Source organism: Anaeroplasma bactoclasticum (assembly GCF_003550015.1).
GTDB lineage: Bacteria > Bacillota_I > Bacilli_A > Acholeplasmatales > Anaeroplasmataceae > Anaeroplasma > Anaeroplasma bactoclasticum.
Genome location: NZ_QXEV01000009.1, coordinates 1 through 17,162 on the forward strand (window position 1 = coordinate 1; position 17,162 = coordinate 17,162).

13 protein-coding genes and 1 riboswitch are annotated in these 17,162 nt (G+C 31.7%); all 13 genes read left to right on the forward strand.

All coding sequences use genetic code 11. The annotated features are described in order from the left end of the window. The first annotated feature begins 220 nt into the window (after positions 1-220). Positions 221-1,168, forward strand: a complete 948-nt coding sequence (locus EI71_RS05065; RefSeq protein ID WP_119016170.1) for a hypothetical protein — start codon at positions 221-223, stop codon at positions 1,166-1,168. 1 nt (position 1,169) lies between these two features. Next, positions 1,170-1,634 carry a hypothetical protein gene (locus tag EI71_RS05070; protein ID WP_119016171.1) on the forward strand — a complete coding sequence of 155 codons (465 nt, stop codon included), beginning with the start codon at positions 1,170-1,172 and terminating at the stop codon, positions 1,632-1,634. 82 nt (positions 1,635-1,716) lie between these two features. Next, entirely contained in the window at positions 1,717-3,693 is a 1,977-nt protein-coding gene (gene ligA, locus EI71_RS05075; protein ID WP_119016172.1) for an NAD-dependent DNA ligase LigA, read from the forward strand. Between the two features lie 21 nt (positions 3,694-3,714). Next, positions 3,715-6,537 carry an excinuclease ABC subunit UvrA gene (gene uvrA, locus EI71_RS05080; protein ID WP_119016173.1) on the forward strand — a complete coding sequence of 941 codons (2,823 nt, stop codon included), beginning with the start codon at positions 3,715-3,717 and terminating at the stop codon, positions 6,535-6,537. A 149-nt stretch (positions 6,538-6,686) separates the two neighbouring features. After that, positions 6,687-7,217: a hypothetical protein gene (locus EI71_RS05085; RefSeq protein ID WP_119016174.1), complete on the forward strand. Its 531-nt coding sequence runs from the start codon at positions 6,687-6,689 to the stop codon at positions 7,215-7,217. A 10-nt stretch (positions 7,218-7,227) separates the two neighbouring features. Continuing rightward, a complete protein-coding gene (gene hprK, locus EI71_RS05090) occupies positions 7,228-8,151 on the forward strand; it encodes an HPr(Ser) kinase/phosphatase (protein ID WP_119016175.1) in 924 nt (307 codons plus the stop codon). Between the two features lie 10 nt (positions 8,152-8,161). Beyond that, a complete protein-coding gene (lgt, locus tag EI71_RS05095; protein ID WP_162849787.1) occupies positions 8,162-9,739 on the forward strand; it encodes a prolipoprotein diacylglyceryl transferase in 1,578 nt (525 codons plus the stop codon). Positions 9,740-9,742: 3 nt separating this feature from the next. Next, positions 9,743-10,678: a DNA-binding protein WhiA gene (gene whiA / locus EI71_RS05100; protein WP_119016177.1), complete on the forward strand. Its 936-nt coding sequence runs from the start codon at positions 9,743-9,745 to the stop codon at positions 10,676-10,678. A gap of 24 nt (positions 10,679-10,702) precedes the next feature. Then, positions 10,703-11,575, forward strand: coding sequence for a methylenetetrahydrofolate reductase [NAD(P)H] (metF, locus tag EI71_RS05105; RefSeq protein ID WP_162849788.1), 873 nt, complete (start codon positions 10,703-10,705; stop codon positions 11,573-11,575). Beyond that, positions 11,553-12,176, forward strand: coding sequence for a vitamin B12 dependent-methionine synthase activation domain-containing protein (locus tag EI71_RS05110; RefSeq protein WP_119016179.1), 624 nt, complete (start codon positions 11,553-11,555; stop codon positions 12,174-12,176). Before metF ends, EI71_RS05110 begins: the two co-directional genes overlap by 23 nt. After that, a complete protein-coding gene (locus EI71_RS05115; protein WP_119016180.1) occupies positions 12,158-14,500 on the forward strand; it encodes a homocysteine S-methyltransferase family protein in 2,343 nt (780 codons plus the stop codon). Before EI71_RS05110 ends, EI71_RS05115 begins: the two co-directional genes overlap by 19 nt. Position 14,501: 1 nt before the next feature. Then, a riboswitch (cobalamin riboswitch) is annotated at positions 14,502-14,677 on the forward strand. Between the two features lie 72 nt (positions 14,678-14,749). Further along, positions 14,750-16,000 carry a DUF4430 domain-containing protein gene (locus tag EI71_RS05120; protein ID WP_162849789.1) on the forward strand — a complete coding sequence of 417 codons (1,251 nt, stop codon included), beginning with the start codon at positions 14,750-14,752 and terminating at the stop codon, positions 15,998-16,000. A gap of 43 nt (positions 16,001-16,043) precedes the next feature. Beyond that, positions 16,044-17,150 (forward strand): hypothetical protein, encoded by a 1,107-nt coding sequence (locus tag EI71_RS05125; protein WP_119016182.1) that lies wholly within the window; start codon positions 16,044-16,046, stop codon positions 17,148-17,150. Positions 17,151-17,162 lie beyond the last annotated feature (12 nt).

The following is a 17,162-nucleotide window of genomic DNA, read 5'->3' on the forward strand; positions in this document are numbered from 1 at the left end:
TGGATTGGTTGTTGCAGTTTCTGGCACTACAATTACAGTAGCCTTTAAAGCACCATTTGGTGTAAAACAATTAAATGGTAATCATCCATCTATAAGAAAAATATAAGAACGAAAAGATATGGAAAACCCATATCTTTTTTCAATACATTTTCATTCTTTTTGTTCCTTAAAAATATTATATTTCGTGATATAATTGTTTTCAAAGAGAGGAGATGGCACATTGATTAAACATACATTAAAATGTTATTTATTATCTTTAAAATGGGCATGGATTCCTCTTTTGATAATGGCTTGCTGCTTAGTTCCTGCAATTATCTATTTTATAATAGTATCTCAAGGTGCAATGGAAGAGATGAATTCTTCTTTATCAGAAGAGATAGGACAATTATCCTATACGATAGAAGATATGATTAATCATATTTTTGATTCAGCCAAAAGCTTACCTTGGTCTACACCTTTTCAAGCGATAAAAAGAATTCTATTTGAAGGATGGCTAAGTGAGGTAATTGAAGAATTTATTGCAGAAACAGAAGGATCTGTTTATGCTCAAGCAATGAGTGGTAATATAAAGGATACGGCTAATGCGATTGTTGGAGGTATGAGTGTATTTCCGATTGCGATTGTTGTAGGTCTTTTGGCATCCTATTTATTTACTGCATCCTTTTTAAGAAAAAAGAATTGTCCACGAAGTATATGGAGAACTATATTAAATGTTTTAATTGATTTATTCTTTACTACAGTATTACTTGCTGGTGTAGTATCCCTATTGGGACTTTGGGCAGCGTCAGTATTTATTTCATCTATAGTTATTGCTATTTTATATGGTTTTATATCTATTACAGAAGCATATATATCTCATAGAGATAAGGATATGAAATTTAAGGATATTGTAAATCCTAAAACTATTGCATCCTTATTAATTTCCTATTTTATATTATTGATTTTTGCAATCGCAATTATTGCATTATTCTTCTTAATACCATATAAGATTATTAGTGTTTGCTTATCATTACCTGTTATTGTATTAACATTTATTAATTATAATTTAGCTGCAGAATCTTATGTTGCATCAAAAAGAAAAGAGCCATATAAGAAAATGCCTAGAAAGAAAAAAGAGAAAAAGAAAATTTCATCTGTTGAAGAAGATGAAAAGAAAGAGTCGGCGTAATATGAAAAAACATGTTTTATTTTTAATGTCTATATTAATGTTTGGACTTTGTTTTTTATTGTCTTCATGTCATTATGAAGAAGAGGTTGGGGTTTGGATTGTAAAAACAGAAAAGCCAATTGAGAATAACAAACAATTTACTGATATTTCTTCCTTAGAGGAATATAGGATTTCTTTAGGCATTGAATATTATGTTGATGGTTATACTACAGAAAAAGCTATATCTCATTTAAATAGTGATGTAGAATTTTTCCATTCTATTACATTTACTGATGATATAAGAATCTATTATAGAATTGTAGATGTGGTACTTGAAAATGGAGTTTATACATTACTTGTTGGAGAATCATTGATGCCTACGACATCGAATTTAAATGCATCAAATACTCTTACTTTTACTAGAACTGTAAAAGGATCTAAAGTATATATATTTATGCAATACATAAGGGATAAAAAAGAATCATAGCCGTTCATTGAATGGCTTTTTTCGTAGAAAAAAGAGAACTCATATGCTATAATAGAAGGGCATGATTAAAGGGGGAAAAGCTATGGATATTCTAGAAAGAATTAAAGAAATAAAAGAAAAATTAAATGAGGCTTCAGTTGCATATTATGTAAATGATAATCCTATTATGGATGATTATGAATATGATATGTTAATGGAAGAGCTTATTCGCTTAGAAGAAGAAAATCCAAGCCTAAAAACTCTAGATTCTCCAACGCAAAGAATTGGTGGAGAGGTTTTATCTAAATTTAAAAAAGTAACTCATCAGGTTAAGATGATGTCCTTAGCGGATGCTTTTTCCTATGATGAATTAAGGGAATGGGATAAGAGGGTTAAAGCCGTTGCAGCAGATGCAACTTATTGTGTTGAGCTTAAAATTGATGGCTTATCTGTTTCTTTAAAATATGAAGATGGAGTATTAGTTCAGGGTGCAACACGTGGTAATGGTACAGTAGGTGAAGATATTACTCATAATGTTAAAACAATTAAATCTGTACCTTTAAAATTAAAAACACCACTTACAACAGAGGTTCGTGGTGAAATATTTATGCCAAAGGCATCCTTTATTCAGCTGAATTTAGAAAGAGAAGAAAATGAAGAAGAGCTTTTCGCAAACTGTAGAAATGCTGCAGCCGGCTCTGTAAGACAATTAGATAGTAGAATTGCTGCAAAGCGTAATTTAGATACCTTCTTATATTATTATTTAGATCAAAATGTAGAAACACAAGTGGAAGCCTTAGAGGATATGAAGCGCTTAGGCTTTAAAGTAAATCCTATGTATCGCCACTGTAAAACAATGGATGAGGTAATTTCTTATATTGAAGAAATGGGTAAGAAAAGACCAGATTTACCATATGATATAGATGGTATTGTATTAAAGGTTAATGAAATTAATTTACATAGTGTTATTGGTGAAACTGTAAAATATCCTAAGTGGGCTATCGCATATAAATTCCCACCAGAGGAGGTTCATACCGAATTATTAGATATTACATATCAGGTTGGTAGAACTGGTGTAATTACTCCAGTTGCAAACTTTAAACCTGTTTTTGTACAGGGGTCTTCCATTTCTAAGGCTACTTTACATAACGAGGATTATATTTTACAAAAGGATGTTCGTATCGGTGATACTATAGTAATTCGTAAGGCAGGAGATGTAATTCCTGAGGTTGTAAAATCTATTCCTGAAAAAAGAGATATATTCTCTATACCTTTTGAAATGATTAAGAATTGTCCTTGCTGTGGTACTCCTTTAGTAAGAAAGCCTAGTGAGGCAGATTGGTATTGTATGAATCCAAATTGTGAGGATAAATTAATCAATAAGCTAATTCATTTTGCATCTAAGCCTTGTTATAATATTGATTCTTTAGGTGATAAGCTTTGCCAACAATTATTCCAAGCTGGCTTTATTAAAAGAATTCCAGATATTTTTAATTTAAGATTTAATTATGATAATTTAATTGTTTTACCTGGTCTTGGTGAAAAGAGTATTGATCACCTATTAGATGCAATAGAAGAATCTAAAAAGAATAATTTAGACCAATTAATCTTTGGTCTTGGTATTCGTCATGTCGGTGCTAAGGCAGCAAAATCCTTATGTAAAAAATATAAAAACATCGATGGATTATTAAATGCTACTTATGAAGATACTGTGAATATCCCAGATATTGGAGAGGTTATTGCATCGGATTTTATTGAATGGATGAAAAATGAAGACAATAGATCTTTAATTGAAGAATTAAGAGTATTAGGCCTTAATATGGAATATGATTTAGGCGAAATTAAAGAAAACTATTTTACTGGTAAAAAATGTGTATTAACAGGTACATTATCCTCTATGGGAAGAGATGAAGCAAAGAAGCTTATTGAATCCTTTGGAGGAGCATTAAGTGAATCTGTAAGTAAAAAGACAGATATTTTAATCTTAGGAGAAAATCCTGGTTCAAAATATGATAAGGCAAAGGCCTTAGGTATATATATAATGGAAGAAAAAGAATTCTTAGAGAAGATTAAGGAATAAAGATTAATTTGTGAGGTTTTTATGAATGATAAGCTAATTGTTCGTGGAGCAAGGGAAAATAATTTAAAAAATCTTAATATAGAGCTTCCAAAGAATAAGCTCATCGTTATGACTGGTGTATCTGGTTCTGGTAAATCAAGCTTAGCCTTTGATACTATATTTCAAGAGGGTGAAAGAAGATTTATTGAATCCTTATCTAGCTTTGCAAGACAGTTTATAGGCTCTAATGAAAAGCCAGATGTGGATTCTATTGAAGGATTATCTCCAGCAATCTCTATTGACCAAAAGAGTGCATCTCATAACCCTAGATCTACTGTAGGTACAGTTACAGAGATTTATGATTACCTAAGAGTATTATTTTCAAGAGTTGGAACTCCATATTGTCCAAATCATCATATTCCAATTTCATCCTTATCTATTGATCAAATTGTAGATAGGATTATGGAATATCCTTTAGGCTCTAGATTGTATATTACTGCCCCTGTTGTTTTCCGCCAAAAGGGAGAGCATAAGGGAGTATTTGAAAAATATTTAAAGGCAGGATATCAAAGAGCCTTAGTGGATGGAGAGATGGTAGAGCTTGAAGATGGAATCCCTGCCCTTGAGCGTAACAAGAAGCATAATATTTATATTGTGCTTGAGCGTATGATTATGAAAGAGGGAGTAAGAAGTAGAATCTTTGATGCGGTAGATTTAGCAGTTAAGGAATCGGATGGATATTGTGTATTATATACAGATTCCAAAGAGGAATTCTTCTCTACTCGCTTTGCGTGTCCTGAATGTGGATTTTCTTTATCAAGCCTAGAGCCTAGAATATTTTCTTTCAATTCTCCTTTAGGAGCTTGTCCTGAATGTAATGGCTTAGGTAAGAAGCTATCTATTTCTGTGGATTTAGTTGTAGATGAAAATAAAAGTATCAATAACGATGCCATTTTAGCTTATAAGAATTGGGAAAAGGATAATTTAACAAGAGTTGAATTATTACAAACCTGTGACCAGTATAAAATCGATAGAAATAAGCCATTTAAGGATTTAACAGATAAAGAAAAGAAAATTATTTTATATGGTTCTCCTGATATTATTCATTTTAGAATGAATGCCTCCTCTGGTAGAAATCATGATAAGGATGAAAAATATGAAGGAGTAATCACTAATTTTGAAAGAAGATATAGAGAAACAAGCTCCGATTGGGTTAGAGAATGGCTTGAAGGCTATATGGTAGAATGTACTTGTGATGTATGTAATGGTAAAAGATTAAACCCTGGTATTTTGAATATTTTTATTGATGATAAAAGTATTGCAGACGTATGTGATATGTCTATTTTAGAATTATATAATTGGTTTGGAACGTTAAAGTTATCTAAAGAAAAAACAGAAATCGCAAGACAAGCAATAAAAGAAATAAGAGACAGGTTACATTTTTTAATTAATGTTGGACTTGAGTATTTAACATTATCTCGTTCTGCAGATACCTTATCTGGTGGTGAGGCACAAAGAATTCGTCTTGCAACGCAAATTGGCTCTCAATTAACAGGTGTATTATATGTATTAGATGAGCCTTCTATAGGACTTCATCAAAGGGATAATCAAAGATTAATTAATACCTTAAAGGAAATGAGAGATTTAGGTAATACATTAATCGTTGTTGAGCATGATGATGAAACAATGAAGGCTGCAGATTGGCTTGTAGATATTGGCCCTGGTGCTGGTGAGCATGGTGGTAGGCTTGTTGCTGAAGGTACTCCAGAAGAGGTAATGAAAAATGAAAATTCTATTACAGGTAATTATTTATCTGGAAGAATGAAAATTGACGTGCCAAATAAAAGAAGAGATTTAACTGGTAAATGGATAGAGATAAAGGGCGCAGAAGAAAATAATTTAAAGAAGGTTAATGTAAAGATTCCTTTAGGTGTATTAACTGTAATTACTGGTGTATCTGGTTCTGGTAAATCTTCTTTAATTAATGAGGTTTTATATAAAAATGCGTATGTTAAATTATATAAATCTCATAGAATTACTCCAGGAAAATGCGAAAAAATACTAGGCTTAGATAATATTGATCGTATTATTCAAATCTCTCAACAGCCTATTGGAAGAACCCCTAGATCTAATCCTGCAACCTATACAGGAGTATTTGATGACATTAGAGATTTATTTAGTCAAACTACAGATGCGAAAATAAGAAATTATGATAAGGGTAAATTCTCCTTTAATGTAAAGGGCGGAAGATGCGAAGCCTGTGGTGGTGATGGTGTTAAAAGAATATCTATGCAGTTTTTACCAGATGTTTATGTACCTTGTGAGGTATGTAAGGGTAAAAGATATACATCAGAAACTCTAGAAATAAAATTTAAGGATAAAAATATTGCGGATGTATTAGATATGAGAATCGAAGAAGCGTTAGAATTCTTTGATGCAGTGCCAAAGATAAAGAAGAAGCTTCAAAGCTTATATGATGTAGGACTTGGCTATATGAAGCTTGGTCAATCGAGTGTGGAATTATCTGGTGGTGAGGCACAAAGAGTAAAGCTTGCAAACGAGCTTCAGTCTAAGATTTCATCATCCACATTATATATTTTAGATGAGCCTACAACAGGCTTACATGTCCATGATATTAAAAGATTAATGGAGGTTATTGGCCGTATTGCGGACCAAGGCGCAACCGTATTAATCATTGAGCATAACCTAGATGTTATTAAGCTTGCAGATTATATTATAGATATGGGACCTGAAGGTGGAGATAAGGGTGGTACGGTTGTTTTCCAGGGTAGACCTGAGGATTTAATAAAATGTGAATCCTCTTATACTGGAAAATATTTAAAACCTTTATTAGAAAATAAATAGAAATAAGCGAGTAAGCATTAGCTTATTCGCTTTTTAAATAGACAAATTTGTAAATTTTGTTTTGAACACCGATAGCGTGTTAAATATTTATTTTGTTTGTAATTGGTATTTAATTATTATATAATTAAGTATCTGAAAGTGGTGATGCTATGCCAAAGAAGACAAATTTAGATGAAAATAAGAAAAAAGAAATAGAAAATTTAATCGAAGAATTAAAGGATAATGCTACAGATATTACCAAAGCGGAAATTGAAGAACTAGAGTCTTTACTTGATGATGTTTTAAAGATGGAAAGTGAGCCTTGGTATAAAAAAATGGGGAAAGGATTTGGATTTTTCTCTTTACATTTTATCTTAATGTATTTGGTTTCTATTTTAACTTTTGGCTTATATTTTGAAGAAATATCTATAGAAAATAAGATGCTAGTATTCCTAATAGGAGGAATTGTAAGCATCATATTAACTTTATTTGAGGATTTGCCTAGAAATCCATTAAGAAGGCATTTCGTCTCCATTAATTTAATGATTTTTGTAATCATTGTCATGGGAATATATATAATAAACCGTGATATATATTCTGTATTTAATACTTCAATTACTTGGGTATTCTATTTATTTACGGTTGTTATAATTTATTATTTAATGGATTCCTTAATTACAAGAAAAATCCATTGGAGATAAGGAGGATTATATGAACGAATATGTAACAGTAAGAGAACTTATGGATGCGATGAAGCTTGAGCTATTAGCTGGAGCTGGAGGATTAGATAAGAAAATCACTTCCGATATGATTTCAAGACCAGGACTTGAATTTGCAGGATTCTATGATTATTTTGATAATAAAAGAATGCTATTAGTTGGTTCTAAGGATGCAACATTCTTACATAAACAAGGACCTGAGGCAATTAAGAATAATCTAGATTATATCTTTTCTCATGATATTCCTTGTGTTGTATTCTCAAGAAATGTAATTATTAACCCAATCTTCTTTGAAATGGGGAATAAATATAATGTATCTGTATTACGTATGGATTTACCTACAACAGCTTCATCATCCAAATTATATGTATATTTACAGGATAAGCTTGCAGAAAGAGTTAGTGTTCATGGAACATTAATGGATATTGGTGGTATGGGAACACTAATTATTGGTAAATCTGGTATTGGTAAATCAGAAACTGCTCACGACCTTATTAAAAGAGGTCATCAGCTTGTTGCCGATGACTTAGTAGAAATTATGGAGCGTGAACCAGGAAACCTAATTGGTACATCACCAAATGTCTTAAAAAGATATATGGAAATTCGTGGTATTGGTATTGTAGATGTAATTTCTATGTTTGGTGCTGCATCCTTCCGTGATAAGAAGATGATTCGTTTGGTTGTTGAGCTTGAGGCTTGGGATCAAAACAAGTATTATGATAGATTAGGAATTGATGAGCAAAAGGCCAAATACTTTAATACAGAGATTCCAAAGGTTACAATTCCAGTAATGCAAGGTAGAAACGTTGCATTACTTGTGGAATCTGCAGCAATGAATGAAAAGCTTAAGTATTTAGGTACAAATGCTGCAAAGGAGTTTGTGGAGAAAATCAACCACAATGCTTCAGGAAGATAAGGAGAGAATTATGTTTTTAGAAAAGATAGCCGAATCCTTTAGGATTGGTAATTTAGAAATCCATTGGTATGCGATTTGTATATTAATTGGTGTTGTTTTAGCTGTATGGCTAGGACTTAGGGAGGCCAAAAGACTTGGCATTGGTTCAGATATTATTTATGTTGGTGTATTAATTACTGTTCCAATTGCGATTGTTGGTGCTAGACTTTGGTATGTTTTATTTAATTTAGATACCTTCCATAATTTTGGAGAGGTATTAGGCTTTAGAGGTGGTAAATTCCAAGGATTATCTGGTCTTGCCATTCAGGGTGGTGTAATATTTGCCCTTGTTACTGTATATATTTATTGCAAAAAAAGACAGGTTCCTTTATATATCATTATTGACCTTGTAGCTCCGGGCTTTTTAATTGGTCAAATCTGTGGTAGATGGGGTAATTTCTTTAATCAAGAATTATATGGTCCTATTATTCAAAACCCAAGCTTTATTAAAGCCTTCCCATTTATAGCGGATCAAATGTATATTAGTGCAAATGGAATTACTGCATATCGTCATCCAGTATTCTTATATGAATCCTTACTTAATTTATGTGGATTCGCATTTATGCTAATTGCTAGAAGAAAGATTAAAATCTTAGAATCTGGTGATTTAATGGGTGTTTATTTATTCTGGTATGGAGTTGTTCGTATTCCATGTGAAATCCTAAGATTAAATTCTGGTGTTACATCAGACCCATTAATGCTAGGACCTATTCCTGTATCTATCGCAACTGCCATATTATTCATTATTTTAGGTATATCCTTCTTAATTTTAAAGAGAACTCTATTTACAAAGTTTGCAAAAAGAAGACTATATCAAGATATTTTGGAGAATGTAAAAGAAAATCATATTGATACTTTAATTTTTGATTTAGATGGTACTTTATTAGATACAAGATCATTAATTGATCATAGCTTTATAGAAACATTTAGACATTTCCGCCCAGATTATGTTTTATCGGATGAGGAATTAGATTCCTTCTTTGGACCGACATTACAAACTTCCTTTAGTAGATATAGTGATGATCCTAAAGAAATTGAAGAAATGATTAAATACTATAGAGAATATAATTTAGCTCATCATGATGAGATGGTTATGGCATTTAAGGGTGCAAGAGAGCTATTAAAAACACTTGCTCATAAGAGGGGATATCGTATTGGTATTGTATCTTCTAAGAAAAAGGATTTAGTCGTTCATGGACTTGAATTCTGTGGAATGGATGATTATGTAGATGTTATATTAGGCTCTGAAGAGGTTACAAATCCAAAGCCAGATCCAGAGGGGATCCTTAAGGCTTTAGCTGAACTAAATGCGATTGATATGGATTTAGATGATAGCGATAAGCGTAAGAGAATGCCTAGAGATGAAGAAGAATATAAGAAGCATTCCTTATATATTGGTGATAATAAAGCGGATATAGAGGCTGCCAAGGCTGCAGGTATTCGCTCTTGTGGAGTTTTATATATTAAGCATCCTGAAATTATGCTAGATGCAGCTCCTGATTTTGTTATTAATAAGCTTTCTGAATTATTAAGTATTTGCGGAGAATAGGTTATGAGCTTTTCAAAGACAGTAAAGGATGACCTATTAAAAAAGTCAAATCCGGATTTACTTTCTGATAAGCTAGAAATAGAAGCAATGCTAAGATTTGGTGGAGAGGTAATCTTAGGTAATCCCTTAAGATTATCCTTTACATCTAGTCTTATGATGGTTGTAAGACGCTTTGTTACTTTGGCGAAGAAGTATTATCCGATTGAATATGAAATTGAATCAAGAAAAATTGAACGATTAGATAGTCAATCGGTTTATACCTGTATTGTTGGTTTGGGAGCTGATTTGATTATCAAGGATTTAAATATGATTGGACAAGCCTCAAGCTATAGAGAAAAGACTCTTTCTGTTGAACAAAAGACAGCTTATTTAAGAGGTGCATTCTTAGTTAGAGGTACTGTAAATGATCCTGCATCAAAATCCTCTCATTTAGAGATTTCATCTGTAAATGAAGGAGAAATTGTATTCGTTCAAAAGATTATGAATTCCTTAGATTTTAATGCGAGAATCTCTAAAAGAAAGAATTATTTAATTGCCTATATTAAGGCAAAGAATACGATTGGTACATTCCTATATGCTATAGGAGCACAGGCTTCTATGGAATATTATGAGGATATGATTATTACAAAAGAAATAAAAGCAACTGCACTTAGAAGCGTTAATTTGGATGTTGCAAACCAAGATAAGACGAATGAAGCTTCTAAGGAGCAGTTAAAATATATTCAGTTTTTGGAATATAATTATCCTTTAGGTGAATTAGATTCTAAGCTTTTAATGGTAATGAAGGTAAGGAAGGATTATCCAGAGCATTCCTTAACACAGCTATTAGAGATTATCCATGAGGAATATGACCCTAAGCTTACAAAATCTGGATTAAATCACAGATTTAGAAAGCTTAAGGAAATTGCGGTAGAGTTTAAAGAAAAACACAAACTATAAGAAAACCTTTTTGGAGGTATGAAAATGAAAATCGATGAGATTTTAAAAAAGAAAAGAACCCTATCCTTTGAGGTGTTTCCACCAAAGAAGGGCTCATTAGGTATTGAAAAAATTTTTAAAACAATAGATGAATTAAAAGCTCTTAACCCAGATTATATTTCTGTAACCTATGGGGCAGGAGGATCTAATCGTAATTCAAATGTTGAAATTGCATCCTATATTAAAAACCAAGCTAAAATTGAAGCATTAGCTCATTTAACTGGTGGACCATCTAGCTATAGTGATATCGATGAAATTGTTAAAAAATTACATTCTGAGGGCATTGAAAATATATTAGCCTTAAGAGGCGATAAGCCAATAGATTTTAATGATGATTATTGTAAAACATTTAAGCATGCTACAGATTTAATGGAATATTTAAAGGATGAGGATTTCACACTTGCTGGAGCATGCTACCCAGAAGGACATAATGAATGTGAATCCTTATATGAGGATTTAGCTCATATGAAGGAAAAGGAACAAGCAGGAGCTAAATTCTTTGTTACACAGGTTTTTTATGATAATGAGTATTATTATCGTTTAGTATCTGAAGCTAGAAAGGCAGGCATTAAATCTCCAATTATTCCAGGTATTATGCCACTTGTATCTCACAAGAGTATTCCTTCTATAAAAAATATGTGTGGTGCATCTATTCCCCTAGATTTTAGAAATATGCTAGAGGTTTATAAGGATGATCCTGAGTTACTTGAGGAATTTGGAATTAATTATGCTGTTTATCAAATAGAAGATTTAATTGCGAAGGGAGCTCCCGGTATTCATTTATATATTATGAATAGAGCATCTATTGCAAAAAAGATTTATGAAAGGCTAGAAAATGTCTTCAGTAAGCTATTCTGATATATCTCATATTGTATATTCCTATTTGGGATATAGGAATTTATCAAGAGATGAAAAAATAGATAAATTAATTATCGAATGCTTAGAGGAAATTGAACAAATTTCCTCATTTAAATATATTTATCAGGAATATGATTATATCCTAGACTTTTTAAAGAAAAAGCAATATTTGGAATATTTAGGGGATTCTACATCCTATTTGATTTGTGCAACAACACTAGGTAGTCAAATCGATAAGAGAAGTAAATATTACCAAATGAAGGATATGGTTAAAATGTGTGTATTTGATGCGACAGCATCCGCATATTTAGAATATATGGCTGATATGTACGAAAAAAGCATAAGAAACGATTTAAGCTACCGTTTCTGTCCGGGCTACCAGAATACGGATGTAGCTGATATTCGTCCAATACATGAGCTTTTAAAGGCGGATAAGGTTATTGGTATAACCCTTTTAGATAGTAATTTAATGGTTCCCCAAAAATCCATGATTGGTATTGTTGGAATTAATTGTCACGCTAAAAAAAGCTGTAAGAATTGTTTTTTACTTGAGAATTGTGATTATAGAAAGGAAGGGATAAGATGCTATACGATAAAATAACCATTTTTGATGGTGGATTTGGTTCTGAATTAGATAGACTAGGACTTCCGACTTCTTGTCCTGAGGATTTAAATATCACAAATCCTTTAGATATTCAAAAGATTCACAATTCATATGCAGAATATGCTGATTATATAACTACAAATACATTTGGATTAAACAAGATTAAATATCATGGTGCATATACCATTGAAGAGGTTTTAAAGGCTGCGATTAAAAATGCAAGAGTGACAAAGAAAAAGGTCTTCTTTGATATTGGACCTACAGGACAAATGCTAAAGCCTATGGGAACATTATCCTTTGATGAAGCATATGAAGCTTTTAAAGAAATTGCTTTATTATCTAAAGACTTAGTAGATGGATATATTATAGAAACATTTTCAGATTTATATGAAATAAAAGCTTGTATTTTAGCTTTAAAGGAAAATACAAGCTTACCAATATTTGCAACAATGACCTTCGATAAAACTGGAAGAACCCTAACAGGCTCTACCCCAGAAATCGTAGCGAATACTTTAACAAATCTTGATGTTGATGCCTTAGGTGTAAATTGCTCCTTAGGCCCTGATGAGCTTTTAGATATTGTAAAAAGAATGGCTGAATATACAAATAAGCCTATTATTATTCAACCAAATAGAGGATTACCAAAGATTAAAAATGGTAAAACCATTTATGATATGGATAAGGACCATTTTGTTAAATCTGTTGGTAATTACTTACCTCTTGGTGTAGTTATTTTAGGTGGATGCTGTGGAACTACTCCAGAATTTATAAAAGGTCTTGCAGATAATTATAAAGGCAAAGATGTAGTAAAAAGAGAATATATAAGAAGAACCTTAATCAATTCTCCAACCAAATTGGTTGAAATTGATTATGTTAGAGTTTGTGGTGAAAGATTAAATCCTACAGGAAAGAAAAAGCTTAAGGAAGCTTTAAAGAATGAGGATTACGATTATTTAGTATCCTTAGCCTTACAACAAGAGGAGAATTCGGATTTACTTGATTTAAACTGTGGCTTACCTGGAATTGATGAAGTTAGTGTTATGCAAAATGCAGTAACTAAAATTCAAGAATTTGTAGATTTACCACTTCAAATTGATTCTTCTAATTATTTAGCAATTGAAGCTGGCTGTAGATATTATAATGGTATTCCTTTAGTTAATAGTGTAAATGCTACTAAAGAAATTATGGATAAGGTATTCCCTATTGTAAAAAAATATGGTGCTGTCATTTTAGGTCTTGCGATGGATGAGGCCGGTGTACCTAAAACAGCAGAGGAAAGATATAATAAGGCAAAGCTTATTCTAGATACTGCCATATCTTATGGAATTCCAAAGGAAAGAGTTATGATTGATACTTTGGTATTAACTGCATCTGCAGAACAAGAGCTTGTAAAAGAAACCCTAAAGGCACTTACTATGGTAAGAAGCTTAGGTGTAAAAACAGCACTTGGTGTATCGAATGTATCCTTTGGGTTACCCTTTAGACCATTATTAAATCGTACATTTTTAACAATGGCTATGTATGCAGGATTAAATATGCCGATTATTAATCCATCGGATTTAGAAATGATTCATGCGATATATGCATATCGTGCATTACTTGGAATTGATCAAAATAGTAGTGATTTTATTAACCATTTTGCAGAAATGGAAGAGGTTAAATCTACTGTAGTAGCTAAAGGTACTGTAGAAAAGCAAGATTCTAATACCCTTGATTTATATCAAGCAGTAAAAAAGGGATTAAAAAATATGGTTCCTAATCTTTTAAATAAAGAATTAGAAGAAAAAGAACCTATGGTAATTATTAATGATGTTTTAATTAAAGCTTTAAATGATGTAGGAGATGCATACGATAAGGGTAAAATGTATTTGCCACAGCTTATTGCCTCTGCAGAAGCTGCCAAAGAAGCATTCTCCATTATATCTTTAAAATTCCCATCCTCAGGTGAGGTAAAGGGAACTGTAGTTATGTGTACTGTAAAAGGAGATGTTCATGATATAGGTAAAAACATCTGCAAGGTTGTAATGGAATCTTATGGCTATAAAGTCATAGATTTAGGTAAGGATACTCCAATTGAGGCAGTAGTAGATGCTTATTATAAATATAATCCAGATGTCATTGGACTTTCTGCTTTAATGACAACAACAGTTATATCTATGGAGGATACAATTAAAGCTTTAAGAAAAATTGATTGTAAAGCGAAAATTATTGTTGGTGGTGCCGTTTTGACAAAAGACATCGCCGATAGGATTGGTGCGGATTATTATTCATCCGATGCATTAAGCTTGGTGAATTTACTTACTGAAATTATAAAGCACTAAATTATTCAGTTATTTATCTAGGCGTTTGGCGACAAACTTAATAAGGAATCGGGTGGAAGTCCTGAGCTGTACCAGCAACTGTAACATGGACAAAATCCAATATGTCATTGGGAAACTGAGAAGACGGATTTTTGGTTGAAGTGAAGTCAGGAGACTTACCTAGTAAATATAAAATAAAAAAAAGGAATGTGGGATTATTTAAATGCTGCTGGGATACGGCAAGAAAATAATTACTACAAACAAGGAGAAATGAAGAAGAAGTTATTTGCGGTTCCTCTAGCTTTGGGTATGGCTTTAGGAATGGCAGGCTGTGGTAATGAAGCAGAAACTACAACCACTACTGAAAAAACAACTGTCGCTCCATACTATACTACAGAATGGCCTAAAACATATACAATTAAGGTATATGATATTGATGGTGAGCTTATTGGAGATAAGACAGTTGATTTAAAGGAATGCCCAACAGTTAATGACGCATTAGATAAATATTTTGATGTAAAAAAGAATGGAACTTTTATTACATCAATTAATAATTCTGTTGTAGATTCTAACTGGTATTTAAATATTTTAGAAAATGGTAAATCTTCACCAGTTGGCGTAGATGAATTAGAGGCTAACGATGGAGATGTATTTGAATTCAAGAGTGAATGCAGGAATACAAAAGCTTTGGATGAATATGATGTTTTAGTTGATAAAGCAATTTATCATTATGCAAAGAATGGCTTAAAAACATCTTTAGCGGCTTCTAATAGCTTTTTAGATAGTTCATATTGGCAGGCTATGGCTGTTTATTTAATGGAAAATAACGGCTATGATAGTAATCTATTTAATAATACACTATTTACAGATGCATATAAGGCATCTTTATCTGGTGTTGATTTTAAAGATATGCCAAATCTAACAGAATGGTCAACAGATGCAAATTATGCAAAATGGTATTATGCTGCAAGATTATTTGATGTAACTAATGAAGATTTTACATCAAACTTTTCTGCATATTTAGAGGGTTTAACAAAATATAGGGATGAATATTCCTTACCATTTACTTTATCTATTGCTAAAGAAATGAATTTGGACTCTAAAGTTTCAACTGAGTTATTAAATACAACATATCGTGCATCCGTAGAATATGGTACAGATGGATATACTTGGGAATTATGTGGTTTAGCATTATATAATACACTTTCTGATAGTGATTTTGAACCATTAACATTAGCAAATGTAGAAGCAGCTGTAAAACAAGGCTTAGCAGCAAAGGATACATCCTTAAGCTTATTCTTATTACCTTTAGCTGCAGCTAAGAAGAATGCTAGAGAATTTATGATTGAAGAGAATACAGATATCATCAAGTATCTATTTGACAATCATTTTGATAGTTATAACTATCAGTTTGATATGGAAAAGGCAGAGTATGATTATTCTTCCAATCAGATTTATGCTTCATTAATGGCATATAAGGTTCAAAGAGATAAAAACAAGGCAGTAGTCCTTTTTGCTTAAAAAGGTAGGGAGGATACTTCTTGGTATCCTCCTTATTTCATTAATGGTATTCTCTTGCGTCTATGTTATTGTTAAAAATAAAAATACTACCTCGTCTAAGGCAGGTACAATTACAGTAATTGTAAATAATATAAATGATGAAGTAGTAGAAAAAAGACGTATTGAATATAAAGAGGATGATACCTTATTTGAAGTATTAAATAATTCATACACATTAGTGTATAGCCAAACGACCTATGGTCATTTCTTACTGGGAATATCTAATGATACCTTTAAAATAGAAACGAATGGTAAAAGTTCATGGATATGGCTTGAGGTTGCTTATTTAAAGGATACTCTAAGCTATTCTGATACCATTGATTTTAATGATTATGAAAAACAAAATGTAACTACAGGGATCGATGGAATTTCTTTAAAGGATAATATGATTATTGCATTAAACGAAAGAGATAATCAACATAATACATCAATGTTTAATGATCAAGTAGTATTCTATAATACATCTATTTTAGATACTGTATTTCATATTATTGTTTATGTGGTTTCAGGACTATTTGTTTTAGGAATAATTATATTCTTAATTATCAATAGAAAAGGCAAAAATCCTATAACTATACCAGAATTATGTATATTAGCATTCATGACGGTATTACTATTTGTTCAAGAGGAGCTATTTTCATTTATACCAAATTTCCAATTTACATTCTTATTACTTGCAGTATATGTAGTTGTCTTTGGATATAAAAAGACAAGCTTAATTATATTAGCTCATGTTTTATTAGATAATATGTTTATGGGAAGCCTAACTCCTATAGTTATGATACCTATGTGGATGGGCTATATGATATATACTGGAGTAATTTGGTTATTTAAGGATCAGAAGCTATGGATTTTAGTTTTAGGTGGAGCATTATCTGCTTATTTATACTGTATGCTATTCTTAGTTACTAATGCGATTTTCTTAGATATTAACCTATATGTTTATTGGATTAGTGATATTCCATTTGAGGTAATGCTAGTATCTTGTACTTCATTTACGTTAATATATTTGTATAAACCTTTATCTAAAAAATTGGGTGAACTTTGGCGACATGAGAATCCTTTAGATGTAAGTGATACTATAGATAATCAAGATAACGGAGAAATCTAATGATTTCTCTGT

Excerpts from the sequence above, each read along its gene's own strand:
- metF (WP_162849788.1), top strand. The coding sequence starts at position 10,703 with ATGAAAATCGATGAGATTTTAAAAAAGAAAAGAACCCTATCCTTTGAG.
- lgt (WP_162849787.1), top strand. The coding sequence starts at position 8,162 with ATGTTTTTAGAAAAGATAGCCGAATCCTTTAGGATTGGTAATTTAGAA.
- hprK (WP_119016175.1), top strand. The coding sequence starts at position 7,228 with ATGAACGAATATGTAACAGTAAGAGAACTTATGGATGCGATGAAGCTT.
- EI71_RS05120 (WP_162849789.1), top strand. The coding sequence starts at position 14,750 with ATGAAGAAGAAGTTATTTGCGGTTCCTCTAGCTTTGGGTATGGCTTTA.
- EI71_RS05125 (WP_119016182.1), top strand. The coding sequence starts at position 16,044 with ATGGTATTCTCTTGCGTCTATGTTATTGTTAAAAATAAAAATACTACC.
- EI71_RS05085 (WP_119016174.1), top strand. The coding sequence starts at position 6,687 with ATGCCAAAGAAGACAAATTTAGATGAAAATAAGAAAAAAGAAATAGAA.
- ligA (WP_119016172.1), top strand. The coding sequence starts at position 1,717 with ATGGATATTCTAGAAAGAATTAAAGAAATAAAAGAAAAATTAAATGAG.
- uvrA (WP_119016173.1), top strand. The coding sequence starts at position 3,715 with ATGAATGATAAGCTAATTGTTCGTGGAGCAAGGGAAAATAATTTAAAA.
- EI71_RS05115 (WP_119016180.1), top strand. The coding sequence starts at position 12,158 with ATGCTATACGATAAAATAACCATTTTTGATGGTGGATTTGGTTCTGAA.
- EI71_RS05110 (WP_119016179.1), top strand. The coding sequence starts at position 11,553 with ATGTCTTCAGTAAGCTATTCTGATATATCTCATATTGTATATTCCTAT.
- EI71_RS05070 (WP_119016171.1), top strand. The coding sequence starts at position 1,170 with ATGAAAAAACATGTTTTATTTTTAATGTCTATATTAATGTTTGGACTT.
- whiA (WP_119016177.1), top strand. The coding sequence starts at position 9,743 with ATGAGCTTTTCAAAGACAGTAAAGGATGACCTATTAAAAAAGTCAAAT.